The organism is Streptomyces sp. RKAG293, assembly GCF_023701745.1.
GTDB lineage: Bacteria > Actinomycetota > Actinomycetes > Streptomycetales > Streptomycetaceae > Actinacidiphila.
On the sequence record NZ_JAJOZB010000001.1, the window covers coordinates 6206145 to 6232886 of the forward strand.

At 70.6% G+C, this 26742-nt stretch carries 22 protein-coding genes; 9 read left to right on the forward strand and 13 right to left on the reverse strand.

Annotation, left to right across the window (positions count from 1 at the left end):
• Nucleotides 1-56: 56 nt before the first annotated feature.
• From LNW72_RS27625 to glgX, 4 genes are all read right to left on the reverse strand, one after another.
• Complete coding sequence (locus tag LNW72_RS27625; RefSeq protein ID WP_250977824.1) at nucleotides 57-1937, reverse strand: ABC transporter ATP-binding protein; 1881 nt, start codon at nucleotides 1935-1937, stop codon at nucleotides 57-59.
• Complete coding sequence (locus LNW72_RS27630) at nucleotides 1934-3727, reverse strand: ABC transporter ATP-binding protein (RefSeq protein WP_250977825.1); 1794 nt, start codon at nucleotides 3725-3727, stop codon at nucleotides 1934-1936. The genes LNW72_RS27625 and LNW72_RS27630 overlap by 4 nt, the downstream gene beginning before the upstream one ends.
• Before the next feature lie 33 nt (nucleotides 3728-3760).
• Nucleotides 3761-5011: an MFS transporter gene (locus LNW72_RS27635; protein ID WP_250980337.1), complete on the reverse strand. Its 1251-nt coding sequence runs from the start codon at nucleotides 5009-5011 to the stop codon at nucleotides 3761-3763.
• 107 nt (nucleotides 5012-5118) lie between these two features.
• A complete protein-coding gene (glgX, locus tag LNW72_RS27640) occupies nucleotides 5119-7506 on the reverse strand; it encodes a glycogen debranching protein GlgX (protein ID WP_285369799.1) in 2388 nt (795 codons plus the stop codon).
• 231 nt (nucleotides 7507-7737) lie between these two features.
• Between glgX and LNW72_RS27645 the strand changes: the two genes are divergently transcribed.
• The 4 genes from LNW72_RS27645 (at nucleotide 7738) to LNW72_RS27660 (ending at nucleotide 12264) form a co-directional block, all read left to right on the forward strand.
• Nucleotides 7738-9006: an Ig-like domain-containing protein gene (locus LNW72_RS27645; protein WP_250977827.1), complete on the forward strand. Its 1269-nt coding sequence runs from the start codon at nucleotides 7738-7740 to the stop codon at nucleotides 9004-9006.
• Between the two features lie 318 nt (nucleotides 9007-9324).
• Nucleotides 9325-10605, forward strand: a complete 1281-nt coding sequence (locus tag LNW72_RS27650) for an Ig-like domain-containing protein (protein ID WP_374117337.1) — start codon at nucleotides 9325-9327, stop codon at nucleotides 10603-10605.
• Nucleotides 10606-10684: 79 nt separating this feature from the next.
• The gene (locus LNW72_RS27655) at nucleotides 10685-11452 is read left to right on the forward strand and encodes an enoyl-CoA hydratase/isomerase family protein (protein WP_250977828.1); all 768 of its coding nucleotides are present in this window, start codon (nucleotides 10685-10687) and stop codon (nucleotides 11450-11452) included.
• A gap of 317 nt (nucleotides 11453-11769) precedes the next feature.
• The gene (locus LNW72_RS27660; RefSeq protein ID WP_250977829.1) at nucleotides 11770-12264 is read left to right on the forward strand and encodes an ATP-binding protein; all 495 of its coding nucleotides are present in this window, start codon (nucleotides 11770-11772) and stop codon (nucleotides 12262-12264) included.
• Nucleotides 12265-12567: 303 nt separating this feature from the next.
• Here LNW72_RS27660 and LNW72_RS27665 read toward each other — a convergent pair whose 3' ends face one another.
• Nucleotides 12568-13047: a thioesterase family protein gene (locus LNW72_RS27665; RefSeq protein WP_250977830.1), complete on the reverse strand. Its 480-nt coding sequence runs from the start codon at nucleotides 13045-13047 to the stop codon at nucleotides 12568-12570.
• Between the two features lie 3 nt (nucleotides 13048-13050).
• Entirely contained in the window at nucleotides 13051-13695 is a 645-nt protein-coding gene (locus LNW72_RS27670; RefSeq protein WP_250977831.1) for a TetR/AcrR family transcriptional regulator, read from the reverse strand.
• 106 nt (nucleotides 13696-13801) lie between these two features.
• Between LNW72_RS27670 and LNW72_RS27675 the strand changes: the two genes are divergently transcribed.
• Nucleotides 13802-14014, forward strand: coding sequence for an EF-hand domain-containing protein (locus tag LNW72_RS27675; RefSeq protein ID WP_250977832.1), 213 nt, complete (start codon nucleotides 13802-13804; stop codon nucleotides 14012-14014).
• Between the two features lie 74 nt (nucleotides 14015-14088).
• Here LNW72_RS27675 and LNW72_RS27680 read toward each other — a convergent pair whose 3' ends face one another.
• The 7 genes from LNW72_RS27680 to aroF are packed head-to-tail and all read right to left on the reverse strand — an operon-like array spanning nucleotide 14089 to nucleotide 22020.
• The gene (locus tag LNW72_RS27680) at nucleotides 14089-15348 is read right to left on the reverse strand and encodes an ATP-grasp domain-containing protein (protein ID WP_250977833.1); all 1260 of its coding nucleotides are present in this window, start codon (nucleotides 15346-15348) and stop codon (nucleotides 14089-14091) included.
• 14 nt (nucleotides 15349-15362) lie between these two features.
• Nucleotides 15363-16589, reverse strand: a complete 1227-nt coding sequence (larC, locus tag LNW72_RS27685; RefSeq protein WP_250977834.1) for a nickel pincer cofactor biosynthesis protein LarC — start codon at nucleotides 16587-16589, stop codon at nucleotides 15363-15365.
• A complete protein-coding gene (larB, locus tag LNW72_RS27690; protein WP_250977835.1) occupies nucleotides 16586-17440 on the reverse strand; it encodes a nickel pincer cofactor biosynthesis protein LarB in 855 nt (284 codons plus the stop codon). Before larB ends, larC begins: the two co-directional genes overlap by 4 nt.
• Before the next feature lie 4 nt (nucleotides 17441-17444).
• A complete protein-coding gene (larE, locus tag LNW72_RS27695) occupies nucleotides 17445-18335 on the reverse strand; it encodes an ATP-dependent sacrificial sulfur transferase LarE (protein ID WP_250977836.1) in 891 nt (296 codons plus the stop codon).
• A gap of 5 nt (nucleotides 18336-18340) precedes the next feature.
• Complete coding sequence (locus LNW72_RS27700; RefSeq protein WP_250977837.1) at nucleotides 18341-19840, reverse strand: isochorismate synthase; 1500 nt, start codon at nucleotides 19838-19840, stop codon at nucleotides 18341-18343.
• A 2-nt stretch (nucleotides 19841-19842) separates the two neighbouring features.
• Nucleotides 19843-20940, reverse strand: coding sequence for a long-chain fatty acid--CoA ligase (locus LNW72_RS27705; RefSeq protein WP_250977838.1), 1098 nt, complete (start codon nucleotides 20938-20940; stop codon nucleotides 19843-19845).
• 24 nt (nucleotides 20941-20964) lie between these two features.
• Nucleotides 20965-22020 carry a 3-deoxy-7-phosphoheptulonate synthase gene (gene aroF, locus LNW72_RS27710; RefSeq protein ID WP_250977839.1) on the reverse strand — a complete coding sequence of 352 codons (1056 nt, stop codon included), beginning with the start codon at nucleotides 22018-22020 and terminating at the stop codon, nucleotides 20965-20967.
• A gap of 270 nt (nucleotides 22021-22290) precedes the next feature.
• Here aroF and LNW72_RS27715 point away from each other — a divergent pair, with 270 nt between their 5' ends.
• The 4 genes from LNW72_RS27715 to LNW72_RS27730 are packed head-to-tail and all read left to right on the forward strand — an operon-like array spanning nucleotide 22291 to nucleotide 26712.
• Nucleotides 22291-22956 (forward strand): cyclase family protein, encoded by a 666-nt coding sequence (locus tag LNW72_RS27715; protein ID WP_285370741.1) that lies wholly within the window; start codon nucleotides 22291-22293, stop codon nucleotides 22954-22956.
• Nucleotides 22944-24209, forward strand: coding sequence for a DUF362 domain-containing protein (locus LNW72_RS27720; protein ID WP_250977841.1), 1266 nt, complete (start codon nucleotides 22944-22946; stop codon nucleotides 24207-24209). The genes LNW72_RS27715 and LNW72_RS27720 overlap by 13 nt, the downstream gene beginning before the upstream one ends.
• A 1-nt stretch (nucleotide 24210) precedes the next feature.
• Nucleotides 24211-25557, forward strand: coding sequence for an aldehyde dehydrogenase family protein (locus LNW72_RS27725; RefSeq protein WP_250977842.1), 1347 nt, complete (start codon nucleotides 24211-24213; stop codon nucleotides 25555-25557).
• A 60-nt stretch (nucleotides 25558-25617) separates the two neighbouring features.
• Nucleotides 25618-26712 (forward strand): hypothetical protein, encoded by a 1095-nt coding sequence (locus LNW72_RS27730; RefSeq protein WP_250977843.1) that lies wholly within the window; start codon nucleotides 25618-25620, stop codon nucleotides 26710-26712.
• Nucleotides 26713-26742: the final 30 nt, after the last annotated feature.

Below are 26742 nucleotides of genomic sequence, written 5' to 3' on the forward strand. Positions count from 1 at the left end.
TTCGGGAGCCGGTCCGGCCGCGGCCAGGTCAGCGGGCCCGTACCGGGTCGCCCCGGTCAGACCAGGCTGTCCCGCCAGGCCGCGTGCAGATCCGCGAACCGGCCATGGTCGGCGATCAGTTCCGAAGGGGCCCCGTCCTCGACGATCCGGCCACCCTCCATGACCAGCACCCGGTCGGCGATCTCCACCGTCGAGAGCCGGTGCGCGATGATCACCGCGGTCCGGCCGCGCAGCACCGTGTCCATCGCGTGCTGCACCGCCCGTTCACCCGGAACGTCCAGCGAGGACGTCGCCTCGTCCAGGATGAGGACGGCGGGATCGGCGAGCAGCGCCCGCGCGAACGCCACCAACTGCCGCTGGCCGGCCGAGATCCGGCCGCCGCGCTTGCGGACGTCCGTGTCGTAGCCGTCCGGCAGCGCGGAGATGAAGTCGTGTGCTCCGATCGCTTTCGCGGCCCGCTCGACCTCCTCGCGTCCGGCATCGGGTCTGCCGATCGCGATGTTCTCAGCGACCGTCCCGGAGAACAAGAAGGCCTCCTGGGTCACCATCACGACTCCGCGTCGCAGCTCCGGCAGCGCGAGTTCCCGCAACGGGACGCCGTCCAGCGTGATCCGGCCGTCCGTCGGGTCGTAGAAGCGGGCCAGCAGCTTGGCGAGGGTGGACTTGCCGGCGCCGGTCGCCCCGACCACCGCCACCGTCTGCCCGGCCGGAATCCGCAGATCGAAGACCGGGAGGATCTCGCCGCCGGTGCGGTAGGCGAAGCGGACGCCGTCGAAGAGCACCTCGCGGCCCGGCAGTTCGCCGCCGCGGACGGGCAGCTCCCGGGGCTCCTCGGGCTCGGGCACCGAGGGGCGCTGCGCCAGCAGGCCGGCGATCTTCTCCAGCGACGCGGCGGCCGACTGGTACGAGTTGAGGAACATCCCGAGCCGGTCGATGGGGTCGTACAGCCGCCGCAGATACAGCACGAACGCCGCCAGCACGCCCAGCGCCAGCCCGCCGCCGGCCACCCGGTACGCGCCCCACACCACGATTCCGGCGATCGCCGCGTTGGCCATCAGCCGGGATCCGACGACGTAGCGCGCCATCTCCAGGATCGCGTCCCCGTTGATCCGCTCATGGGTGCCGTTGAGCTCGGCGAAGTCCGCCTCGTTCGGCTTCTCGCGGCGGAACGCCTGGACCGGCCGGATGCCGTTCATCGTCTCGGTGAACTTCACGATGACCGCGGCGATGGCCGTGGACCGCTTGCGGTAGACGACCATCGAGCGCTTCTGGAAGGACCGGATCATCAGATACAGCGGGCCGCAGGAGAACAGCGCCGCCAGTCCCAGCTTCCAGTCCAGCCAGAGCAGGATCACCGAGATGTAGACCGACGACAGGATGACGCCCAGCAGCTCCTCCATGCCCTCGGTCAGCAGCTCGCGCAGCGATTCGACGTCCGAGGTGGCGCGCGCGATCAGCCGGCCCGAGGTGTAGCGCTCGTGGAAGTCCAGGCTGAGCGCCTGCGCGTGCCGGAAGATCCGGCCGCGCAGATCGATCAGCACGTCCTGGCTCACCCGGGCCGCGACCCGGATGAACGCCCGTTGCAGCAGACCCGAGGCCAGCGCGCAGCCCAGGTAGACGCAGGCGACCAGGATCAGCGGGCCGTGCCGGCCGTCGCGCAGCGCCGGGATCGCCCGGTCGATGGCGTACGCCACCAGCAGCGGCCCGGCCTGCACGGCGGCCTGCTGCACCAGCAGCAGCACCGTCGCCACCCAGACCCGGCGGGTGTGCGGCGTCAGCAGCGACTTCAGCAGGGCGAGCTGCGCGCCCTTGGGGGAGGGGAGCACGTCCTTGGTGAACGGGTCGTCCGGGGCCGGCGGGCGGATCGGGTCGTCCACGGCGCCGGCCGGCTCCTCCCCGGAACCGGCCTGCCCGGTCTGTTCGGCCACGGAGGTCATCGGGCCACGCTCCTCTCGCTGTCGCCGGACATCAGATGGCGGTACTCCGCGCTCTCGGTCAGCAGTTCGTGATGGGTGCCGACGGCGGTGATGCGGCCCTCGGACATCAGGGCGACGCGGTCGGCCAGCATCACCGTGGACGGCCGGTGCGCCACGACGAGCGCGGTGGTCTCCGCCAGGACCTCCCGCAGCGCGGCCTCGACGAGCGCCTCGGTGTGCACGTCCAGCGCGGACAGCGGGTCGTCCAGCACCAGGAAGGCCGGACTGCCGACGACGGCGCGGGCCAGCGCGAGCCGCTGCCGCTGCCCGCCGGACAGGCTCAGACCCTGCTCGCCGACCTGGGTGTCCAGGCCGTGCGGCAGCCGGGCGACGAAGTCGCACTGGGCGGTCTCCAGCGCCCGCAGCACGGCCGCCTCGTCGGCGCCGCCCGGTCCCGCGCCCATCGCCACGTTCTCCCGGACCGTCGCGGAGAACAGCGTCGGCTCCTCGAACGCGACCGCGACCAGCTCGCGCAGCCGCTCCCGCGACAGCGCCGAGATGTCCGCGCCGTCGAGCGTGATCCGGCCGCCGGTGGCGTCGTGCAGCCGGGGGATCAGCGCGGTGAGCGTGGTCTTGCCGCAGCCGGTGGCGCCGACCAGCGCCATCGTCTCGCCGGGGCGGATGTGCAGATCGATGCCGTGCAGCAGGTCGGGGGTGTTCTCCGGCGCGTCCGGGTAGCGGAAGCGCACGTCCTCGAACCGCACCCCGTCCAGGGCCCCGGCCGGCTGGGCGCCGAGGCCGGACGCGTCGGCCTCCACGGCGTCGATCGCCTCGAAGAACCGGTCGGCCGCCGTCGCCGACTCGTTGCTGATCGCCAGCAGGAAGCCCAGCGACTCCACCGGCCAGCGCAGTGCGAGCGCGGTGGTCAGGAACGCGACGAGGGTGCCGGCCGACAGCTCGCCGTCGGACACCTGCATGATCCCGAGGATCAGCGCCGCGCCGATGGCGACCTCGGGCAGCGTCATGATCAGCGCCCAGATGTCCGCCAGCAGCCTCGCCTTGTGCAGTTCGGTACCGCGCAGCCCGTGCGCCTTCGCGCGGAACGCCTCGGTCTGGCTGCGGTGCCGGCCGAAGGCCTTGATGATCCGCACGCCGAGCACCGACTCCTCGACCACCGTGGCCAGATCGCCGGCCTGGTCCTGCGCGGAGCGGGCGGCCAGCGAGTACCGGGCCTCGAACACCGAGCAGAGGATCACCAGCGGGACGATCGGCAGCAGCAGCACCAGCCCGAGCGTCCAGGCCTGCGAGAACAGGATCGCGAAGCCCAGCACGATCGCGGCGCCGTTCACCACCAGGAAGACCAGCGGGAACGCCAGGAACATCCGCAGGATCTGCAGGTCCATCGTGGCGCGCGACAGCAGCTGCCCGGAGGCCCAGCGGTCGTGGAAGGCGACGGGCAGCCGCTGCAGATGCCCGTACAGGGCGGAGCGCATCGACGCCTCGACGCTCGCCAGCGGCCGCGCCACCAGCCAGCGCCGCAGCCCGAACAGCCCGGCCTCCAGCAGGCCGAGGACCAGCAGCACACCGCCGCCGAGCCACACCCCCGACGGGTCGTGGTCCGCGACCGGGCCGTCCACCATCCACTTCAGGACGAGCGGGATCAGCAGCGCCATGCTCGACGCGAGGACGGCCGCCACCGCGGAGCCGGCCAACCGGCCGCGGATGGGGCGTACATACGGCCACAGCCGCAGCAGGGAGCGGACGGCGGATCGGGGTCTGGGGGTCGCGGGGTCAGAAGTCGCTTCAGGCATCGATTCGACGATACGGGCGACCACCGACAGCGCTCATCCGGTTTTTCCGGCCGGTTGTGCCACCCGGCGCAGATTGCGGATCGCCGGCACCGACAACAGCGACACACAGACCACCAGGGACACCACGCTGCCCGCCAGCAGCACATGCCGGGCGCCGAAGGCGGACGACGCCGGCCCGGACAGGGCCTGGCCCACCGGCAGCATCGCGACCGATCCGGCGACCTCGTAGGCGTGGATGCGGTTCAGGATCTCGCCGGGCACCTGGGTCTGCACGCTGGTCGCCCAGTTCACGCCCCAGTACGCCCACGCGGCGCCGGCGACGAAGATGCAGCCGCAGATGGCCGGGACCGGCAGGTGCAGACCGACGGACGCCGGGTACAGCGCGCTGCCGAACAGCGCGGTGGCCCCCGCCCGCAGCGGGAAGTGCGACCGGAACCGCATCGCGAGCAGCGCCCCGAGCGCGGTGCCCGCGCCCAGGCAGGAGTTGACCAGGCCGTACGCCTTCGGGCCGTGCGCCGGCAGGATCTCGCCGGCCGTGAGCGGGGTCACCGGGCCCATCACCGTCACCATGAAGACCATCCAGATCACGATGACCGTCCACATCCAGGTGCGGCCCCGGAACTCCCGCCACCCCTCGACGAGATCGGCCCGGAAGGTACTGGTCTTCGGCCCGGTGGTCTCATGGGCGACCGGCGGCAGCCGGAGCAGGAACACACAGACCGCGCTCACCCCGAAGGTGACCGCGTCCACCGCGATCACGCCGCCCGCCGACGCGAACGCCACCAGCAGCCCGGCGACCGCGGGACCGGCCAGCGCCATCATCGACTCGGCGGTCCGCACCACCCCGTTGGCACCCTGCACATCCGTCGCGACCCGGGGCACCGTACTGGCCACGCCGGGCTGGAACATCGCCGCGGCGACACCGTTGACGGCGGTGATCGCGCACACCTGCCACAGCACCACGTGGTCGGCGAAGAACAGGCCGGCCAGCAGCGCCATCATGCCGAGCCGTACGAGGTCCGCGCCGATCATCAGCAGCCGGGCGTTGAACCGGTCCGCGATCACGCCGCCGAATATCACCAGCCCGGCGAAGCACCCCATGTACGACGCCATCACCAGCCCGATGGCGCCGGCCCCGTACCCGTACTGCAGCAGCCCGGCGGCCATCGCCACCGGCAGCATGGAGTCGCCGAGCATGGCGATCGAGCGCGCGGTGAAGTACAGCCGGAAGTTGGCCGACCACAGCCCCGGGCCCTTTGCGGGTGCTCTTACGGACCCCGCCACCGGCCCGGTCGGTGGATCGATGAGGAGGGGGTTCTCGCAGGGCTGTGGCGCGGAAGAGGTCACAGGGACCGAGTGTGGACTGGACCAATTCGCCGTGTCCAGGGATTTCAGTGGCTGGACGTCCGCGGGGCCGGAGGGGTGGTGGCCGGGAGGGCGCGCAGCAGCAGGAGGGAGCGTCCCGGGACCGTCACCGAACCGCCCGCCGGGTATCCGGTGCCCGGTGGCCGGGACTGGTCCTCGGCGGTGGTGTCGAGGAGGAGTTCGTAGGAGTCGGCCCAGGGGTGGCCGGGGAGGGCGAAGCGGGCGGGGCGGTGCGAGGCGTGGGCGATGATCAGGAAGCTGTCGTCGGTGATGGGGACGCCCTGGGCGTCGCGCTGCGGGATGTCGTCGCCGGAGAGGTACATGCCGATGGTGTGCGACGAGGCGAACCAGTCGTCGTCGGTCATCTCCTGGCCCGCGGCCGTGAACCAGGTGAGGTCGGGCAGCCCGCCGGGGGTCTGCGAGCGGCCGGAGAAGAAGGCGCGGCGGCGCAGCACCGGGTGGGCGCGGCGCAGCGCGATGAGACGGGCGGCCAGCGTGCTCAGCCCGCGCCAGTCGGGGTCGTCCAGCTGCGACCAGTCGATCCAGCTGATCTCGTTGTCCTGGCAGTAGGCGTTGTTGTTGCCGCCCTGGGTGCGGCCCATCTCGTCACCGGCCACCAGCATCGGGACGCCGGTGGACAGCAGCAGCGTCGAGAGCAGATTGCGCAGCTGGCGGCGGCGCAGGGTGTTGATCCCGGGGTCGGTGGTCGCGCCTTCGGCGCCGCAGTTCCAGGAGCGGTTGTCGTGGGTGCCGTCGTTGTTGTTCTCGCCGTTGGCCTCGTTGTGCTTGGACTCGTAGGAGACCAGGTCCCGCAGGGTGAAGCCGTCGTGCGCGGTGATGAAGTTGACCGAGGCGTACGGGCGCCGGCCGCCCCAGGCGTACAGGTCGCTGGAGCCGGAGAGCCGGTAGCCGAGGTCGCGCACGTCGTGCTGGGCGCCGCGCCAGAAGTCGCGCACCGCGTCCCGGTAACGGTCGTTCCACTCCGTCCACAGCGGGGGGAACGCGCCGACCTGGTAGCCGCCCATCCCGACGTCCCACGGCTCGGCGATCAGCTTCACCCGCCGCAGGACCGGGTCCTGGGCGATGACGGCGAGGAACGGCGAGAGCATGTCGACGTCGTGCATGGAGCGGGCGAGTGCCGCGGCGAGGTCGAAGCGGAAGCCGTCGACGCCCATCTCCGTCACCCAGTAGCGCAGCGAGTCGGTGATGAGCCGCAGGACGTGCGGCTGTACGACGTGCAGGGTGTTGCCGCAGCCGGTGTAGTCGGCGTAGCGGCGCGGGTCGTCCTGCAGCCGGTAGTAGCCGCGGTTGTCGATCCCGCGCAGCGAGAGCGTCGGGCCCAGCTCGCCGCCCTCGGCGGTGTGGTTGTAGACGACGTCCAGGATGACCTCGATACCGGCGGCGTGCAGCGCGCGCACCATCCGCTTGAACTCCCCGACCTGCTCGCCGCGGGTGCCGCCGGCCGCGTAGCCGGAGTGCGGCGCGAAGTAGCCGATGGAGTTGTAGCCCCAGTAGTTCTTCAGCCCGGCCCGCTCCAGGTGCTCCTCGTGGGCGAACTGGTGGACGGGCAGCAGCTCGACGGCCGTGACGCCCAGCCGGGTGAGGTGCTCGATCGCTGCTGGGTGCGCCAGGCCCGCGTAGGTGCCGCGCAGCTCTTCGGGTATGCCGGGATGGCGTTTGGTGAAGCCCTTGACGTGCAGTTCGTAGATGACGGAGTCGGACCACGGCGTCTTGGGGCGGTGGTCGTCGGACCAGTCGTCGTCATCGTGGACGACGACGCCCTTGGGGACGAGCGGGGCCGAGTCCCGGTTGTCGCGGACGGTGTCGGCGATCTGCCGCTCCGGCCAGTCGCGGACGTGCGCGTAGACCTCGGAGGGGAGCGTGAAGTCCCCGTCCACCGCGCGCGCGTACGGGTCCAGCAGCAGCTTGGCGGGATTCCAGCGGGCGCCGGTCCACGGGTCCCAGCGGCCGCTGACCCGGTAGCCGTAGCGCTGGCCGGGGAGCACGCCGGGCACGAAACCGTGCCAGATCTCGTGCGTCAGCTCGGTGAGCGGCGCCCGGGTCTCGGTGCCGTCCGCCTCGAAGAGGCACAGCTCGACGGATTCGGCGCCGCCCGCCCACAGCGCGAAGTTGGTGCCCGGCCGGCCGTCGGGGCCGGTGCGGAAGCGCGCGCCGAGCGGTTCCGAACTGCCGGGCCAGACCGTACGGGGCGCGCTCCCGGGCTCGGGGCCGCCTGCCGCCCCGGGGTCCGGGGAGGTCCCCGGAGCCTGCTCCTGGGCGGGCCCGGGGACGGCCGGCGGAGGGCTCGTCCGCAGGCCGTTCGGCCGGGGGACCGCCTCAACGGCCTCCATGGCCTCGTGCTCGCGTGTCTCTGACACGTGCTCGCCTCCCGCGGCTCGACAGGATCCGGCCATGCGCGTCCGCGGCCACGGTACGGCGGAACCCCACGCGTCCCACTAAAGCCCTGGCCGGGCGCGGCCCTTCCCGGCGTCCCGTGCCGGGTCGGTGCCGTCTCCTCCTACCATTCCTTCCCCTCCGGACGCGTGCCGTCACCCGTGTGATCGGTGTCGTCCCTGTTGCCGCCCGTTCCCGTACACGTGGGCGGTGACACGTTTCCCCAGGGGCGCCGCTCTCGTTGACCCTGCGTGACGAATGTGGTGAGGCGCGCCCTGAGCGCCGGGGCGGGACTGGTAGGAGCGGTAGTACTCGGCGGGCTCCTCGCCGGGTGCGCGGCGGGAGGCGGCGGTGACGTCGGCAGCAGTGGTGACGACGCCCGTCCCAGGGAAGTCGTCCCGAAGGTGTCGGAGGCGGTCATCAGCATCACGCCGGACGACGCGGCGCACGATGTGCTGCCCGAAGGGCAGCTGCGGGTCGGAGTGGAGAAGGGCGAGTTGACGCAGGTCAAGGTGGCCGACGCCGAGGGCGTACCGGTCGCCGGCACCCTCGCGGCGGACCACAGCGGCTGGCTGCCCACGGGCAAACTGGCGCTCTCCACGCAGTACACGGTGGACGCCTACGCGGTGGACGGCCAGGGCCGCCGGGCCGCCAAGCACGTGGTGTTCACGACGCTGGTGCCCAAGCACAAGTTCATCGGCTTCTACACACCCGAGGCCGGGTCCACCGTCGGCACCGGCATGATCATCACCGTCAACTTCAACCGGCCGGTCACCGACCGTGCGGCGGTGGAGCGGGCGATCACCGTCCACGCGAAGCCCGCGGTGGAGGTGGTCCCGCACTGGTTCGGCAGCCGGCGCCTCGACCTGCGGCCCAAGAAGCACTGGCGGGCCGGCACCGAGGTGACGATGTCGCTGCGGCTGAAGGACGTCGAGGGTGCCGACGGCATGTACGGCACGCAGTCCAAGAACGTCCGGTTCACCATCGGCCGCGACCAGACCAGCACGGTCGACGCGGACGCGCACACCATGACCGTGCGGCGCGAGGGGCGGCTGTTCAAGACGCTCCCGATCTCGGCCGGCAGCCCGGAGCACCCCACGTACCAGGGCACGATGGTGATCGCAGAGAAGTTCGCCCTCACCCGGATGAACGGCCAGACGGTCGGTTTCGGCGGGGAGTACGACATTCCGGATGTTCCGCACGCCATGCGCCTCACCCGCTCCGGAACGTTCCTGCACGGCAACTACTGGGCCGCGCCCGGGACCTTCGGCATCACCAACACCAGCCATGGCTGTGTCGGGCTCGCCGATGTGAAGGGCGGCCGCTCGACGACGCCGGCGGGCTGGCTCTTCGAGCACTCGCTCGTCGGTGACACCGTCGAGGTGATCAACTCCCATGACCGCACGGTCGCGGCGGACAACGGCATGGGCGGCTGGAACCTCAGCTGGCAGGAGTGGCGCGCGGGTTCCGCCGCGTCCCTGGACTCCGCCGCGTCCCCGGAATCCGGCTCCAACCCCTGACGCGGCGCTCTCCGCGGTCCCTTCCGGGCCCCGTCCGCCACTGGTCCGGAACCGGTGGGGGACCGGGCCCGGAGTCCGTTCCGGAAGCGATTCCGGAGCCGGGTCCGGCCTCGTGGCGGGCTCACAGCCGACTGGGACGGAATGGTGACATTCCCGTGTCACCGGGCCCACCTTGCGTGTGATTATCTGTCGTTTGCGTGAGCGGTATTACGCGCAGAAGCCCCAGCGGCTCTGCAGCGGCCACGCACAGGGGGGTCAGGGTCGGATCGGCCGGGCAGAATCGCTACCAGGGGTGCCGTAGCTGGGCATTCCGGACGCGTGGGCGGGCGGCCGTGTGAGGGGAGCAGAAAGTTGAAGCCGATACAGGCGGCGCCGGGCGCCAGGCAGACGTTGCTGGCGCTGGCGCTGGGGGCGCTGCTGTTGATGACCACCGCGTGCGGTGGCGGTGGCGGCGGCACGAACACCGGCAGCACCGGCGGCGCCGGTGGTAACAAGCCGGCCGGGGCGCAGGCCGGCACGAGCGCCGACACCAAGGCCTCGGCGGCGGTGGTCACCATCACGCCGAAGGACGGCGCGAACAACGTGGCCACGAGCGGCGCGTTGAAGGTCACGGCCGCGAGCGGCAAGCTCAGCTCCGTCATCGTCAAGGACGACAAGGGCACGGCGGTCAAGGGCGACATAGCCGCCGACGGCGCCAGCTGGGCGCCGGACGAGCACCTCGGCACCTCCACCAAGTACACGGTGGACGCGATCGCCAAGGACACCGACGGCCGCGAGTCCGCCAAGCACGCGGTGTTCACCACCATCACGCCGAAGGATTCCTTCGTCGGCTTCTACACGCCGGAGGACGGCCAGACCGTCGGCGTCGGCATGGAGGTGTCGCTCAACTTCAACCGGGCGATCACCAACAAGAAGGCCGTCGAGGCGGCCGTCCAGGTCACCGCTTCGCCGTCCGTCCCCGTCAAGGGCCACTGGTACGGCAACCAGCGTCTGGACCTGCGCCCCGAGCAGTACTGGGCGGCCGGTACCAAGGTGACGCTGAGCCTGCGGCTGGACGGCGTCGAAGGCGCCCCCGGCGTCTACGGCAAGCAGTCCAAGGACGTGAAGTTCACCGTCGGCCGCAGCCAGGTCAGCGTGGTCGACGCCGCGAAGCACACCATGACGGTCAGCCGTAACGGCGCGGTGATCCGCACCATCCCGATCAGCTCGGGCGCCCCGGCGCACACCACGTACAACGGCAAGATGGTGATGACCGAGAAGTACGACGTGACCCGGATGAACGGTGACACGGTCGGCTTCGGCGGCGAGTACGACATCAAGGACGTACCGCACGCCATCCGCCTGACCAACTCGGGCACCTTCATCCACGGCAACTACTGGGCGGCCAAGTCGATCTTCGGCAACTCCAACACCAGCCACGGCTGCGTGGGCCTGTCCGACACCCGTGGTGCCGGTGACCCGTCCACCCCGGCCGCCTGGTTCTACAACCAGTCGATCGTGGGCGACGTCGTCCAGGTGATCAACTCCAAGGACAAGACCGTGCAGTGGTACAACGGCCTCAACGGCTGGAACCTCTCCTGGAGCGAGTGGACCAGCTGACCCGCTGACCAGTCGATGTGACCTCCGTCGCCGGGCGGGCCTGTTCTTCGGGCCCGCCCGGCGAAGTAGTCTCCGGACCATGACTGTGAGCCTCGAAGTCGCCGAAGGCGTCGGCACGATCCGCATCGACCGGCCGCCGATGAACGCACTGGACATCGCCACCCAGGACCGGCTGAAGGTGGTCGCGGAGGAGGCGGGCCGGCGCGACGACGTACGCGCCGTGATCGTCTGGGGCGGGGAGAAGGTGTTCGCCGCCGGCGCGGACATCAAGGAGATGCAGGCCATGTCCTACGAGGGCATGGTCGACCGCTCGCGCGCGCTGCAGGAGTCCTTCACCGCGGTCGCCCGCATCCCCAAGCCGGTGGTCGCCGCGGTCACCGGCTACGCGCTGGGCGGCGGCTGCGAACTGGCGCTCTGCGCCGACATCCGCATCGCGGCGGAGAACGCGAAGCTGGGCCAGCCGGAGATCCTGCTCGGCCTGATCCCGGGCGCCGGCGGAACCCAGCGGCTGACGCGCCTGGTGGGTCCCTCCCGGGCCAAGGACCTGATCTTCACCGGCCGGATGGTGAAGGCCGAGGAGGCGCTGGCCATCGGCCTGGTCGACAAGGTCGTGCCGGCGGAGCAGGTCTACGCCGAGGCGCGCGCCTGGGCGGAACGCCTCGCCCGCGGCCCCGCGTACGCGCTGCGCGCGGCCAAGGAAGCGATCGACGGCGGTCTGGAGACGGACCTGGAGACCGGGCTGACCATCGAACGCACCCTGTTCGCCGGTCTGTTCGCGACGGCCGACCGCGAGACGGGCATGCGCAGCTTCGTCGAGGACGGCCCGGGCAAGGCGAAGTTCCGTTAGTCCTCGCGCCGAGGGGCCGGCCGGGGGTCCGCTGCGGACCCCCGGCCGGCCCATCACCCCTCTTTCGAGGGCCTGTTGACGTTGGGCCGACCGGGTGGGGCGACCTTAAAAGAGCCTTAAGCGAACCTTAAGGAAACCCCGCCTCGAACGGCTCGTCGCTGATCGTCAGCGACTCATCACTGCAGGTCATCACGGCTTCCCGGGGGTGATCAATGCCCATGGCATATGCCTGAACACGCTTATGGAACCCCTCATTCCGGTCGGCCAATTCCGCCGGATCCACCCCGAACCGCCTTCCGTGCGGCCATGATGAACGCATGGCGGGCCGGGGAGCATCCGAGCAACCGCAGCGGGTGACCATCGCCGCTGCGGCGTGGCCGTCGGCGGCGGCCGACGAGGCCGCTGCCAAAGCCCTCGATCTGGTCGGAGATCCGTCGGTGGAAGAGGTCCGGCTGACCTCGCGCCCCGAATCCGCCTCGACCGCGCGCCGGCTCTCCGTCTCGGTGTTGCGCCAGTGGTCGCTTCCGCAGCTCTCCGAAACCGTCGAGTTACTGGTCTCGGAACTCGTCGGAAACGCCGTCCGGCACACCGGCGCCCGTACCTTCGGGATCCGGATGCTGCGCCGCCGCGGCTGGATCCGCGTCGAGGTCCGCGATCCCTCGCGGGCGCTGCCCTGTCTGCTGCCGGTCCGCGAGCTCGACGTCAGCGGCCGCGGCCTCTTCCTCGTCGACAAGCTCTCCGACCGCTGGGGTGTCGACCTCCAGCCACGCGGCAAGACGACCTGGTTCGAACTGCGCGTCCTGGACCGCTGAGCGTTCGCACCCCCTGGAACGCGAAGAAGCCCTCCGGTGTCGCAGTGCGACACAGGGAGGGCCACTTCGTATCGCCGCGGAGCAAGGGGGGTGTGGTCCGCGGCGCCTTGGGAACGGCTCAGCCCGGGTCAGTGGGGGCCGTTGGCACCGACTCTGACACAGGGGGCACGGGGCAGGCAAACCCGCATATGGGACATTAGCCAATATTCTTCATCAATCCCTTACGTATAAGGGAGTGAACTGCGCCACTTGCCTTGTAAACAGTGGATAAGCAGTGTATCGATCTTGCATTCGAACGATTCGCTATGCGGTGGAGCGTATGGACCGCGTGTCCATCAACGGAGCCGCCGCCGCGCGCAGCTCGTCGCTCAGCGGGCTGGGGCGCAAGGTGGCCGGGTCGAGCTTGACCTGGGCGCGGCGTCCCGACGCGTGCACCACCCGCCGGTCGGCGGACAGCACGCGGAAGCCGTAGACGATGCTGGTGCGCCCCAGGTGCTCGATCCAGATGTGCACGGCCCCGTCGCCCGCGCCCAGGATCGGCGCCAGGTACTCGATGCGGAACTCGCGCACCGCGAGGAAGGTGTCGTCGTACTCCGTGCGGTCGGCGGTGTACGACCAGCCCCGGTCGACCCAGTAGGCGGTGATCGCGCGCTCGACGAACAGCGCGTAGCGGGCGTTGTGGACCATTCCCAGGGCGTCGAGATCGTCGAAGTGGATCTGGACGGGGAAGATCTGTGCGGCCGGTGCCTCTGGGGTGGCCGGTGGCTGGGCGGTGGTCGTCATGTCTCAGCTCTCCGGGAGGATCGAAGGGTCGGTGCAGCAGGATCTGAGCCGTTCCAGGACGGCCCGGTGCGCCTGGGCGAGGACGGTGGCCCGGTCCATGAGCCGGGAGCGGGTGACGACGGCCTCGCCGAGCGCGTCGATCTCGAACGTCAGCTGCGCGGCGTCCACGTCCGCCCGCAGCTCGCCGAGGGTGATCGCCTCCTCGACGAGGTCCTGGATGTGCCGCACCCAGTCGACGATCGACTGCGCGACGCGGTCGTGCACCGCGCCCGGCCGGTCGTCGAACTCCGTCTGCACGGCGGCGAAGAAGCAGCCGCCGGGCAGTACGTCCTCGGCGTAGAAGGCCAGCCGTGCCTCGTGCAGCGCGAGCAGCCGCCGTACGCCGGCCGGCGCGTCCTGCGCCGGCCGCATGACGAGCGCGCCCCACTGCTTGCGGGCCCGGTCGATCACGTCCAGCTGGAGCTGCTCCTTGTCCCGCCAGTGCGTGAACAGTCCGGACTTGCTCACTCCGAGCGCTCCGGACAGCCGCGCCAGCGAGAGCCCGTCCAGTCCGTCCACCGACGCGAGCGCCACGGCCGTGTCCAGCACCGCTTGCCGCGTCCGCTCCCCGCGTACGCGTCTGCCGTCGGGTCGCTCGCCGTCTGCCATGACCTCACCGTAACAGAAAGACGACCGACCGGTCGCACTTATTGTTCGGCCTGGAAACCCCGATAATCTGAGCCCGTCAATCAGGCACAGAGAAGGGGCGGGTCACGTGGCGGACATCGAGGCAGCGAAGAGGGCTTTCGACCGGTATGACCTTGACAAGGACGGTCAGATCACCGCGGCCGAGTACAAGAAGGTCATGGCCGAGCTCGGGGACTTCTACACCACCGAGTCGGTCGCCCAGGCCGTGATCAACGCCGACGACACCGACGGTGACGGGCAGCTCTCGTGGGACGAGTTCTGGGCCAAGCTGCAGGGCTGACCCTCATGAGTGGGGCCCGGCACCATGACCGGTGCCGGGCCCCACTCGTTCCTGCCGCGCCGGCCGGTCGTCGCTCAGACGATGTCGTAGAAGCCTTCGCCGTCCATGTACCGCGCCGACAGGATGTTGTGCATGACGACGCTCTCGGTCTCGTGCACGAGGTACACGCGCATGGGGTAGGTCCAGTCGTCGATCGAGCGGTGGATCTCGTCGCCGGGGTGCACGTTCAGCGTGATGTCGTGGAAGCTCTCCAGACCCCGGAGCTCGGCCATCTTCGGGTACCCGACGAGCTTGCCGGCCGCCGGCGAGACCATGTTGACGATGCCGGCGTGCCGGGCCAGTTCGTAGCCGGCCTCCCAGCGCTCCAGGAAGCGCTCGGGGTCGACGTACGCGTCCACGGTCCAGTCCAGCTGGCTCTCGCCGATCGCGCCCTTGGCCGGCACGTGCACGTCCGCGCCGCAGATCCGGGCGGCGCTCTCGACCAGCCGCGGGCCCTGCGGCGTCAGCTTGAGCTCGGTGTGCGCGGGGCCGTTGCGCACCCCCAGGGCGTCCAGGACCAGGCAGTTGTACTCGACCAGCGCGTCCTGCTCCACGCCATGACGGGGCATCAGCTGGGCGCCGGCCGCCATGTCGTGCACCCCGTTGGCGCCGAGGTGGTGCATCTTCCAGATGTCCGTGACGTGGTGCTTCCCGTCCAGGCTCACGGTGTTCACGATGTACTCGCTGCCGACCAGGTACTCCTGCGCCAGCACCGCGTGGTTGTGCAGCTCCAGCGCGCTCTCGGAGCCGAGCAGCGACTCGAACGCGGCGCGCACCTGGTCCGCGTCGTCACAGAAGTAGATGCCGTCGCTTCCCGCGCTCTTCAACGGCTTCAGCACGACCCGGCCTTCGGCCTCCCGGTGCCAGGCGAGCAGCGTGTCGAGGTCGGTGGCCAGGATCTGGCCGGTGCCGGGCACCCCGGCCTCCTTGACCGTCTCCATCATGCGGAACTTGTCCCGGCGGGACGGGCTCAGCGCCGTGCCGTTCGTCCGCAGGCCGAGCGCCTCGCTGAGCACGTCCGCGACCTCGACCCCGCTCTCGATGCCCGCCAGCAGACTCACCGGAGCGTGCGCGGAGAGGGCCGCGACCGTTGCCGCGACATCCCCCGTGTGCACGATGTTGGCGGTGAAGTCCGAGGCCCGGAAGCTCTTCTCGTACACCGCCGGAATCGCCGGGGTGCTCTGGACGTGGATGCATGCATAGCCGCGCGCCTGGAAGAGCGGGGCAAGGGATCGTGCGCTCGAATACGCGTCGACGATGACGACCACGCGGGGAGCGGCAGGCTTGACGGTCATTCTTACCTCACCATTTATTGTGGACTCATGCGTTCGGCGGCGGCGATCGATCTCGCCAGCGCCGTCTTGACCGGAATGCCCAGTTGTTCTGCCGCGGCGACGACGTCCCGGTACTCCGGTTGCGCGGTGACGATCCGCTGCCGATAGCGGGCGATCTTGACCTGCACGGCGGCGGTGCCGACCATGACCGTGGCGAACTCCCGGGCCAGCTCCCGCTTGCCCACGTGGTACTCGCGGGTCCCGATGGTGGAGGTCTCGGTCACGATCGTCTCCCGCACGGCCGGCAGGAGATGGGGCGGGCAGAGCACCGAGAGCGTCTGGGCGGGGCGGCCCTTCTTCATCAGAATGGGCGTGAGCCAGGCGTCGGACGCCCCGACCGCCATCAGCCGGGCCAGCACATGCGGCCAGATCCGCGGGTCGAGGTCGTCGATGTTGGCGTCGACGACCACGGCGTCCGTCGCGGGCGGGGTATCCGCCTCATCGGTGCCGGATTCCCCGGTGCCGGATTCCCCGGCGACCGGATGTCCCAGCACGACCCGGACGACATTCGGGGTTTCCGGGAGATCCCGCGTACCGGCTCCCATTCCGTTGCCGAGGATCCGCAGCGGCGGCATTCCGCCCCACGAGGAACACATCGACAGAATGAGTGCCGCGCCGGTCGGCGTGCACATCTCGAACGGGAACTCCCCGGACCGCGCAGGCGCCCCGTGGGCGGCGAGCAGCCGGAGCACGGCCGGAGTCGGGACGGGAATCCCGCCGTGGGCGCTGTTCGCCCGTCCGTTGCCCAGCGCCATGGGCGTCGAGGACGCGGTGGAGATGCCCAGTTCGTGGTGGGCCATGCACGCCCCCACCACATCGCCGATCGCGTCGAGAGCGCCGACCTCGTGGAAGTGCACATCGTCGACGGCCGTCCCATGGGCGGCGGCCTCGGCGTGCGCCAGCCGCGAGAACACGGACTGCGCCCGCTCCCGCACCGGTTCGGGGAGCGCGGCCTCGGTGAGCATCGCGCGGATCGAGTGCCAGGTGCGGTGCGGAGGGCTGGGATCCGTGTCGACGTGCACCTTCGTGGCCGACAGACCGCAGCGCTTGACCGTCTCGGTGCGGAGGGTGACGCTGCCGGGGACCACGGCGTCGACGGCCCGCTGAACCGCCGCCACCGAGGCCCCGGCATCGAGGAGCGCGCCCAGGATCATGTCCCCGGCCGCCCCGGACGAACAGTCGAACCATGCGGAGGTCGTCATCGGCTCACCGGAACCGGTGCGTGGGTACCGGTGCAGGCGCAGGAGTCGGCGCCGGTGTCGCTGTCGGCGCGGACCATGCGCCGGGTCATCCGGGCCGCCGCGACGGCCGCCCCGAAACCGTTGTCGATGTTGCACACCATGACGCCGGGACCGCAGGAGTTGAGCATGGTGAGCAGCGGCGCGATCCCGCCGAAGGAACTGCCGTACCCGACACTCGTCGGGACCGCGATCACGGGGTTGCCGACCAGGCCGGCCACCACGCTCGGCAGCGCGCCGTCCATCCCCGCGACCACGATCAGGCAGTCCGCGGCGTCCAGTTCGTCCCGCACCGCGAGCAGCCGGTGGATGCCGGCCACGCCGACGTCCCGCACGATGCGCGTCGAGCAGCCGAACTCCGAGGCGACGAACGCCGCCTCGCGCGCCACCGGTTCGTCCGACGTCCCGGCGGTCACCACCAGGACGCTGCCCCGGGCGGCCGGTTCCCCGCCCACCGCGGCGCAGCGGGCCACCGGGTCGATCCGGGCGCCGGGGAACGTCTCCGCCACGGCGTCCAGCGTCGCGTCCGGCAGCCGGGTGGCGAGGGCGGACCGCCGCCCCGGCTGGCGGCGCAGGGCCTCCAGCAGGGCGACGGTCTGCTCCGGTGTCTTGCCCGCCCCGTAGACCACTTCGGGGTCGCCGGTGCGCAGGGCACGATGGGTGTCCAGCCGGGCGAACCCCAGATCCTCGGTCCCGGCACCGGTACCGCCGGCGCCGGACAGGGGGCCCTGCGACAAGGTGCGGAGGGCCCCCTCCGCGGTCTCGCTTCCCGAGGACACCCGTTCCAGGAGGTCCCGGACTTCATCACGATCCATCTGCTCAGCCGCTCCGTTCCGCTGGGCCGCCGGCCGCGGCCTCGTTGAGGGAGCCGGACCGGAATCCGCGGGGGTCGACCTCCACCGACTCGAACCCCGCCCGGCGCACGGCCGCCAACACCTCGGCAAGGGCGGTGACTTCGGCCACGACCGAGCTCTCGACCTGGATCAGTGCCCGGTCGCCCAGGTCGCGGACCCGCTGGTTGTACGACGTGATGCCGGCCCGGACCAGACCGTCGCGGAGCGCGTCCTCGGCGGCCTCGACCCGGGCCAGCCGCTCCCGGGTGATGGTCAGGCCGTAGGCGATCCGGCTGGACAGACACGGCGACGCCGGCTTGTCCCAGGTCGGCAGCGCCCAGTCCCGGCTGGCCGCCCGGACCTGGTCCTTGGTCAGACCGGCGTCGGCCAGCGGGGTGACGACACCGTGCAGCGCGGCTGCCCGGATGCCCGGCCGGAAGCGGTCGGTGAGATCGTCCGCGTTGGTGCCCGTCGCGACATGCGCCAGACCCTCGGCGGCCGCCACCTTCAGCAGCCGCTTGACCAGCTCGTCCTTGCAGAACCAGCAGCGCGACGGGGAGTTCTCCGCATACCCGGCCGCCGCCAGCTCATGGGTGTCCACGAACAGGTGCCGCGCCCCCTGCTCCCGCGCGACGTCCCGCCCGGCGGCCCGCTCCCGGCCCGACAGGCTCGCCGAGTCCCCGGTGGCCGCCAGCACCCGGCCGGGGCCGAGCGCGCGGAGCGCCGCCGCCAGCAGCAGTGAGGAGTCCGCGCCGCCGGAGAAGGCCACCACCACCGATTCCAGGCCCGCCAGCTGCTGCCGGAGCGCTTCGAGCCGGTGGGTCAGAACGTCGTCCGTGCCGGGTGGATCACTGGTGAGGGAGGGCGCGAACGGCATGACGGTCACTCGATCCCCAGCGCGGACATCATCGGGCGCAGCTTCGCGCAGGACTCCGCGTACTCCGCCTCGGGATCGGAGTCGGCCACGATGCCGCAGCCGGCGTAGAGCGAGGCGGAGGGGCCGTCGACCAGGGCGGACCGGATGGTGACCGCGAACTGGCCCTGCCCGGAGTGGTCGGCCCAGCCGACCACTCCCGCGTACCAGCTCCGGTCGAGCCCCTCGTTGTCGGAGAGCCAGCTCAGCGACTCCTTGCGGGGGTGGCCGCCGAGGGCCGGGGTCGGGTGGAGACGGTCGACGAAGTCCAGGATGCCCGCGGTGGAGTCGGCCGCCAGCTCGCCGCGGACCTTCGTGGACAGATGCTGGACGTTGGCGAGCTTGACCACGCTCGGCTCCGCGTCGGAGTCCACGTTGACGCACGAGTCCCGCAGGGCGTCGCGGAGCATCTGCACCACGACGTCGTGCTCGTGCTGGATCTTGGCGCTGCCGGCCAGTTCGAGGGCGAGAGCCGCGTCCTGTTCCGGGGTGAGCCCACGGGGCGCGGTACCGGCCAGTCCCAGCGCGTGCACCGCCCGGTGGTCGACCCGTACGAGGTATTCGGGGGTCGCGCCGAGGAACGTGTACTCCTCGTGGTCCACGGCGAAGACGGTGGTGCCGGGATAGGCGCTGCGCAGCCGGTGCACCGCGGTCGGCACGTCGAACGGGCTGGAGGCGGTGACCCGCAGCTCACGGGCCAGCACCACCTTCTCGAAGTCGCCGTCCCGGATCCGGCCGGTCGCGCGGCGGACCAGCCCCTTCCAGTGGTCGGCGTCCGGCAGCTCGGCGCTGGTGTGGGTCCGTTCGTCGGCGTATGCCGGTTTCCGCTCCTCGGCGGCGGCCTCCGGCGGAAGGCAGAGGTCGGCGAGGTGGATCAGGCCGTTGACCACCTGCTCGGCGTCGCTGTCGTGCAACAGCACCGCGTTCAGGCGCAGTTCGGCCGGGCCGGGACGGTCGGCGGCGTCCTGGTCGGGCACCGTGCCGCGGATCTGCAGCGCGGGCACCCACATCAGGGCGTCCGGAAGGCGGCCCTTCTCCGGGGCGTTCTCGGGGCTGAAGGCGAAACCGCCGATGGCCAGCGGGCCTTCGCCCGCGGGCAGTTCGGTGACCGCCGTTCCGCCGGTGACGAGGTCGCGGGTCAGTGCCTGCCATCCGTCGCGGACGGACGCGACACGGTTCTCGCCCCGTCCGCGCAGATCGCGGGCCGATCCGATAGCGACGACGGATCCGCGGTCCCATGCCGACTGCCACAGGAAGGAGCGCGGCGTACCGCGCCGGGCCCGGCTCCAGATCGCGACGGGGTCGGCGAGGGTGAGCGGTTTGGCCCAGCTGACGAGGACCAGCCGCTGGCTGCGGCGGGCCTGGTCGAGGGCGCGCCGGCAGGTGGCGAGGAGACTGTCCCGGTCGGTGCGGTCGAGCACCGTGACGGGCCGTTCAGAGGTGACCACTGGTGCGGCAGTGGAGGTCATGCCTAGTACACCCCTTCGACAGCGGTCGGGCCGCCGGCCACGGTGAGGGGCCTGATGTCGGCCAGCCCGTCCTGGGGGTACTTGGCGGTGGGCGCGATGCGCAGTACGGAGTCGCGCTCCAGCGTCCAGGGCAGCAGCAGGTCCCGGGAGACGAGGCTGATCTTCGCCTGCCCGCGCTCGCCGTGCGCCACGGAGGTGCTGGTGTTCTCGGGGTCCACCACCTTGACCCGGCTGAACGGGTGGAAGGGGATGAAGACACAGCGTTCGTCGTCCCGTTCGCCGTTCCGGGGGCGCTGCGGGGCGATGCCCATCATGGTGTTGCCGTACAGACCGACCACGGCGGCGTCGGGGAAGAGCTCGTCCTCGAAGACCCGCAGCGTCTCGGGGCTCACGCTGGTGCCGGCCCAGATGATGCCGCGCACCTTCCGCTGCACCAGGTCCAGCAGCTTCTCGTCGGCGGCCAGCGCCTCGAGCACCGGCGGGGTGGCGAAGAGGACGGAGACGGGCTGGGTGGACAGGATGTCGTGGGCCTGCGCCAGGATGTGCTTCACATAGCGGGCCGCCTCATCGGTCCTGCCCTGCTTCACGCTGTTCTTGACCCAGCGCGGGTCGAAGTCGATGTAGTGGCAGAACGTGCCCCGCAGCTGCGCCAGCAGTCCGACGGAACGGCCGACGATGTGCGGTCCCGTGGGGCCGAGATGCAGCCAGTGGCCCTCACCCTCGCCCGGGACCTTGTGATCGGCGAGCACCTGGCTCACCCAGTGGACACCGTTGCGGCGCGACCGTGATTCCACGATGCGTTTGGGCCGTCCCGTGGTGCCCCCGCTGTCGAAGACCTGGAAGTCCCAGCCCTCCCTGCCGATCCCGGCGGGGACCAGCGCGTCGACCGGGACGTCCTTCCACTCGTCGCTGACGTCCGGGAAGAGGTCGAGGTCGTCCCAGGTGTGGACGTCGGTGAGCGGGTTGAAGTCCAGCTCGGCCGCGCGCTTCACCCAGTACGGCGAGCCGGTGGCGGGGGAGAAGTGCCACTGCATCGCGGCGTGGATGAACTCCTCCGGCGCGAGATCGGCGGTTAACGGGTCGACGATGTGCTCGGACATGCGGTTCTCCAAGGAAGGTGGGGGTCAGACCCGGGCGAGGGAGTGGGTGACGGCCGGCGACAGGGTGCGCCCCACGGCCTCCACGACCGGCTTCAACCGGCCCATGAGGGTGCTGAACTGCTCACCGCTGAGGGCCTGGGCGCCGTCGCACATCGCGTTCGACGCGTCCGTGTGGACATCGACGATCAGCCCGTCGGCGCCGCACGCGGCCGCCGCCAGCGACATCGGCGCGACGAGGTGCGGCTTGCCCGTGCTGTGGCTCGGGTCGACGATCACCGGCAGATGGGTCAGCCGCTTGGCCTCGGCCACCGCGCTGAGGTCCAGGGTGAACCGGGTGCCGCGCTCGAAGCTGCGGATACCGCGCTCGCACAGGACGACGTCGCTGTTCCCCATGTGCAGCACGTACTCGGCCGCGAGCAGCCACTCCTCGATGGTGGCGGACATGCCGCGCTTGAGGAGGACGGGCCGGCCGGAGGCTCCCGCCTCGCGCAGCAACTCGAAGTTCTGCATGTTGCGCGCGCCGATCTGGAGCATGTCGCTCTCCTCGGCGACGCTTTCCACGTCGCCCGGGGTCACGACCTCGGTGACGACCGGCAGGCCGGTCCGCTTCCGCTGCTCGGCGAGGAGGGTCAGCCCCGCGAGTCCCAGTCCCTGGAAGCTGTACGGGGAGGTGCGGGGCTTGAAAGCGCCGCCGCGCAGCATGACCGCGCCGCTCGCGACGACCGAGTCCACCACGGCGTTCATCTGCGCCGGGCTCTCGACGGCGCAGGGACCGGCGATGACGGCGAATCCGGTGCCGCCGAACACCGCTCCGCCGGCGGAGCCGAGCGTCACCTGGGTGTCCTCGGGACGGAACACCCGACTGGTCAACCGCTGCGATCCGGACACCACGACCACCCGGTCGACGCCCGGCGCATTCTCCAGAACCGTTGCCAGATCCGGCCCGTCGGTTCCCTCTGTGATGAGCACTGTGACTCCCGCCACAGTGCTGGATATCGGAATCAGGCCACTGCCCCGAAGTAATTCATTTACGGATTCAACTTGTTCCCGGGCAGCCTGCGGACTCATTACCACAATCATGGGAGTGCCTTCCAAGGGGTGTCGGGATGCTCCGATGGAGCTCAGGGGGAGTGCCACCCAGTCGTGGTCATGGCATCGGTTTTCACTGAGACTCGTCCCCCCGGAAAGATCTTCTTCCGGACAGTAACCCAGAAGTGAGGGGATTGCCAAGCGCATTCTTCCTGTGCTGTCATCGCCGTGCCGTCCTCAGACGGGGCGGATGCCGTTGGCCGAAAGACGTTTCGTTGGCCGAAAACCGAACGACATGAACAGCGGGGGTACGACATGAAGATGGTCGATATCAGCCAGGGTTGGTATGAGGGAATGCCTTCCTATAACGCCTCGTGGTATCCGAAGTTTGGTATACGTAAGGCGATGACTCCGGAGACCGATCCGGCCGGCGGCGGCCGGACCTTCTCCGATCTGCAGATTTTCCCGCACAACGGGACCCACGTGGAATCCGGTTTCCACTTCTACGAGGACGGCGCGAAGATCGACGAGGTCCCGCTGGAGACCTTCGTCGGCCGGGTGGTCATCGCGGACCTCTCCGGCCACCGCGACCTCGACCCCGTCACCGGCGACGAACTGGAGAAGGCGGTCCGCGACGTATGGCAGGCCGGCGACCGCCTGCTGATCCGCACCGACCACCCGAACCGGTACCTCGGCCGGGAGGATTACTGGGACAAGCCGCCCTATCTCACCCTGTCCTCGGCGGACTGGATGGTCGAGAACGACGTCCGGCTCGTCGGCATGGACTGCATCACCGAGCGGCCGGACGACCGCAGCGGACAGGTGCACCGGCGGCTGCTGGCCGCCAACATCCCGATCCTGGAGAACATCCAGAACCTCGACCAGATCGAGAACCAGGTCGCCCAGCTGATGGCGCTCCCCATCAAGATCTCCGGTGTGGAAGCCGCCCCGGCGCGCGCCGTGGTGTTCGACGGATGGCCGGTCTGACCCCCTCGGCCGAAAACTCACACAAGGGGGTCCACATGGCTGGAAATCTGACAGCCGTTTCTCTGAAAGAAGTCGGGAACCAAACCGCCGCCGCCGTCGACGAAGGGGTCGAAGCGGCGCTGGATCTGCTCGGGGATCCATTACAGGACATCGGCAAGGGCGACCGTGTCGTCATCAAGCCAAACATGTTCCAGCGAAAACCGGGTTTCCGGACAAGTCCGGAACTGCTGCTGGCACTGGCAAAGCGCGCGTCCGCGCGCGGGGCCGAAGTATTCATTGCCGAGCGCACTCAGGTACTCAAGGAGATACTCCTCGAGCACCCGGTTCACCGGTACGCTCAGGTGGTCAGTTTCGACGACCGGCCGTTACGCATTGTGCAGGTTCCCGGCGCAAGATCGTTGCGGGTACCGATCGCCGTTCCCGATATCGTCACCGAGTGTGATTTCTTCATCGGTGCCCCACAGCTGCGCACGCACTCCAGCGTGGTCTTCACCAACGCCATGAAGAACCTGGTCGGTCTGCTGCCCGGATTCACCACCCGCATCGTCCATATGGCCGGTGTCGAGGAATCCATCGTCGACCTGAACCAGCTCCGGCCACAGCACCTCGTGGTCTGCGACGCCATGACCGTCATTGAGGGCAACTACCCGATGGAGGGCAGCACCCGGGAGGTCGGCCTGATCGCGGCCTCCCGCAACGCCGTCGCGATGGACGTCACCATGGCGGCGGTCGCGGGCGTCGGGGCGTGGGAACTGGCCTATCTGCAGGACGCCGCCCAGCGTGGACTCGGTCCGATCGACCTCGCGGACATCGAGGTCAGGGGCGTCGCGGTCGACGATGTCGCGTTCACCATCGACCGCGCGCCGGTGACCCTCACCCCGCCACGGGAGGGCATCCACGTCCACGCCGACACGGCGTGCGAGGACTGCCGCCGGTGGCTGGCGGCCGCCATGCACCGGCTGCGGGACGAACTGCTGGCCTTCCCCGGGGAACTGACGATCGTTTCCGGCCCGATGGAGCGCCTCCCCGAACTGCGCGGTGCGGTGGTCCTGGTGGGCAACGCCCTCTACGAACACCGGGAAGCCGGCGTCTACCTGGAGGGCTGCCCGCCACGGGCGATCCAGACGGCCGGAATCCGCCATGCGATGGGCCATGACGTCACGGACCAGGAACGCACCCAGTTCCGGGTCCCGACCCGGCTCTCGGACGATTCCCGCCCCCTTTCCTGGCCGGCACCCGAGGAGTTGGTCTGACGTGTTGTCCATACCCGTGCTCCGCGACGGGGAGGAGCGGAGCTCCCGTGACACGCGTGTGCTGCACGGCGTGAACGGCGCTCCCCTCGCCACCGTCCATGAAGCACCCGCCCTGGTGACCAGGCTCACCGTCAAGCGCATGCGCGAAGCGCCGCGGATGACGCGGGACGAGCGCCTCGCGGTGCTCGCCGACGCGGGCCGCCGGTTCGCCGACGCCACCCTGGGCGGACAGACCCCGGAGGAGTACTGCCGTATCCAGGCACTCGTCTCCGGCGTGCCCATCAGCGTGGCCCGCCAGACCCTCGGCCGGATGCGGAACGACTGCGGGCTGCTCGGCGACGTCGTCGGGAAACAGTCCCCGGTCGGCGCCGGCCGCACTGCCCGCTGGGTGCGCCGCGGTTCCGTCTTCGGCGTCGTGGCCCCCAGCAACCACCCGGCCACCCATGGAGCCTGGCTCCAGGCCGTGGCGCTGGGGTACCGGGTCGTGGTGCGTCCTGGCACCCGTGACCCCGTCACCCCGCTGCGTCTGGTGCGGGCGCTGCTGGAGGCCGGTCTCGATCCCGGCTGGATCAGTCTGCTGCCCGGGTCCCACGCGGCCGCCGACGCTCTCGTGGACGCGGCCGACCTGGCCCTGGTCTACGGCAGCGAGGCCACGGTGGCCCGGCTGCGCGGCAACGACCGGGTGCTGGTCCGCGGTCCCGGCCGGAGCAAGATCCTCGTGGACGGCCCGGTCGACGAGGCGGTGCTCGACCATCTCGTCGCCGAGATCTCCGGGGACGGCGGAGTGCGGTGCACCAACACCACCGCCGTCCTCACCTCGGGCGACCACCGCGCCCTGGCCGAGGCGCTGGCCGAAAGACTGGCCTCGCTGCCGGCCCTTCCGGTCACCGACGACCGGGCGGTCCTCCCCGTCCGCCCCCGCAAGGAGGCGGCCGGTCTGCGGGCGGCTCTCGACCGGGCCGCACAGGGCGCCGTCGATCTGACGGAGCGGTACTACGAGGCGGCCGGCGGTCCGGTGACCCTCGTCGATGAGGACGCCGCGGCACTGCGGCCCGCGGTGATGTGCGTGGACCGGTCCGACCACCCGGGGCTGGGCACGGAACTGCCGTTCCCCTGCGTGTGGGTGGCGCCCTGGCAGCGGTCGGAGGGCATCGGCCCGCTGGACGACTCGCTGGCCCTGACCCTGCTCACCGACGACGCCGCGCTCGTCGACGAGGCCCTGGACACCCCCGGCATCCGCACGGTCCTGCACGGCAGGGTCCCGGGCTGGTACCGGGATCCGTATCTGCCGCACGACGGGTACATCGGGCAGTTCCTCAAGGAGGCACGTGGTTTCGCCGGCTCGTGAAACCAGCGGTGCCCCGACCGACCGCTCCCAGGTCATTCCGAAGATAGTGAGGTGATTGACATGTCTGCTGCCTGTCCCGACATCCCGATCGTCGTCCTTCCCGAGAACAACACGGTGCGCGGCCGCACCCGCCCCGCCGCACCGGTCGGTACCGCCCTCACCACGGCGACCGACGCGCTGATGCGCCTGCACGGCGAACTGCTCAACCCGGCGGGAGCCGGTGACGCGGTCCGCAAGGCGATGGACGCGGCGGTGGAGGAGACCGACCGGCTCGCCGTCGAGGCCATGGTCGTCCCGATGGACGCCGCGGCGCTGAAGCCGATCGTTCCCAACCACGAGTACTTCGGGGTCCGTACGGCGCCGGTCGACGACGCCCGGCTCGTCTCGGAAGTGACGACGATCATCGCGCGGACGCTGCGCGATCTGCGTGTCGCGCGGCTGGATCTGAACGATCAGGCCTACGAGGTCCACGCCATGGCCAAGATCCTGGAAGGCCTGGTGCCGCGCGACGGCGCCGCGGCGCCCTCGGGCGGGACCCCCGCCGGGGGTCAGAGCCCGTACGTTCCGGGCAACGACGAGCTGACGCGGTGGGTCATCACCCACCACTTCTACTTCGTGCTCAACCTCGCGGCGGCCGACGCCGTCTCCCGGGCGATTACCGCGCTGGCGGACGGGGACCGCGACGCGGCCTTCGACGCCCTCCAGGAGTCCATCGCCTATGTCCGCGGGTTCACCGCGGCCATGATCCACTCCGGGGACATGTCGGCTCCGTGCTACGACGCGAAGGTCCGGCCGACCATGCAGCCGCCGGCCGTGCCGGTGGCACTCACCGGCCGGACGCAGCCCGAGCACAAGGCGTTCCGGAAGGCGATGCGGAACCTCGTCAAGGTCTCCGCGCAGCCCTTCGCCGAACTGGCGGCGACCGACCCCGAACTGGCGCTCGCCCGCGACGCGCTGCTCGAGGCCGATCTGCAGGACATCGAGCGGCACATCAGCGTGACGGCCGGCCTGGTCGGTGACGACCGCTCGATCGTCCAGGGCGAGGCGTCGGCCGAGAGCGCGGTCGGCGTGCTGCGCACGATGCGGCATTCCCGGGCGGAGCTGTACCGCGATCTGATGAGGTTCGGTGACCCGGTCACCCTCATCGGGGCCTGAACGACACTGAGTTGACCGGGCGGTCCGGCC